General features: G+C 71.5%; 1 protein-coding gene. It reads left to right on the top strand.

Translation table 11 applies throughout. From position 1 onward, the window contains the following. Positions 1 to 48 precede the first annotated feature (48 nt). Positions 49 to 1,191: an ABC transporter ATP-binding protein gene (locus FNQ90_RS23835; protein ID WP_182608239.1), complete on the top strand. Its 1,143-nt coding sequence runs from the start codon at positions 49 to 51 to the stop codon at positions 1,189 to 1,191. Positions 1,192 to 1,211: the final 20 nt, after the last annotated feature.

Here is a 1,211-nt window from a genome sequence, read left to right on the forward strand (position 1 = left end):
CACCCCGCCCGTCCGGCCGTCGGCCCCGCCAGACAGCGAGAGAACCCCATGACCCTCCGGCTCTCCGGCCTCCACAAGACCTTCGGTGACTTCACCGCCGTCCACCCGCTGGACCTCACCATCCCCGAGGGGTCCTTCTTCGCCCTGCTGGGGGCCTCCGGGTGCGGGAAGACCACCACACTGCGCATGATCGCCGGGTTGGAGGAACCCACCGGCGGCGCCGTCCTGCTCGGCGATCGGGACATCACCGCCCTGCCGCCCCATCGTCGGCCGGTCAACACGGTCTTCCAGAGCTACGCGCTCTTCCCGCATCTGGACGTCTTCGAGAACGTCGCCTTCGGCCTGCGCCGGCGCGGGGAGCGCGACCCGCGCAAACGTGTCGAGGAGATGCTGGAGCTGGTACAGCTCGGCCCGTTGGCCCGGCGCCGGCCCCGACAGCTGTCCGGCGGCCAGCAGCAGCGGGTGGCGCTGGCCCGCGCTCTGATCAACCACCCCCGGGTGCTGTTGCTCGACGAGCCGCTGGGAGCCCTGGACCTGAAGTTGCGCCGGCAGATGCAACTGGAGCTCAAGCGCATCCAGCTCGAGGTCGGCATCACCTTCGTGCACGTCACCCACGATCAGGAGGAGGCCATGTCGATGGCCGACACGGTGGCGGTGATGTACGGCGGTCGGGTGGAGCAGCTCGGTACCCCGGCCGACCTCTACGAGCACCCCCGCAGCACCTTCGTCGCCAACTTCCTGGGGACCTCCAACCTGATCCGTGCCGAGGTCACGGGCACCGCCCCGAACGCCGGGGAGGGCGGAGACCTGATCGAGCTGTCCACCGCCGGTGGCCCCCTGCGGCTCCCCTCCGGCCGGTGCGCGGACGAGCCGCGCACCGGTGATCGACTGCTGGCCGGGGTGCGACCGGAGAAGATCTCCCTGGTCCCCGCCGAGGACGCCCACACCGTGCCGTCCGGCCGCAACCGCCTGACCGGCCGCATCGCCCTCGCCGGCTACCTGGGCGTCTCCCACCAGTACGTCGTGGAGAGCCCGGCCGCCCCCGGTCTGGCGGTCTACCGTCAGAACACCGAACACGACCACCGGCTGACCCCCGGCGCCGAGGTCGTCCTGCACTGGAACCCCGACCACACCTTCGGTCTCGACGCCGACCAGGACATCGAGGCCGGCACCGGGGAGGCCGCCGTATGACCCCGCCCGCCCTCCTGCAC

It is taken from the genome of Streptomyces alkaliphilus (assembly GCF_014141535.1).
In the GTDB taxonomy this organism is placed as follows: Bacteria; Actinomycetota; Actinomycetes; order Streptomycetales; family Streptomycetaceae; genus Streptomyces; species Streptomyces alkaliphilus.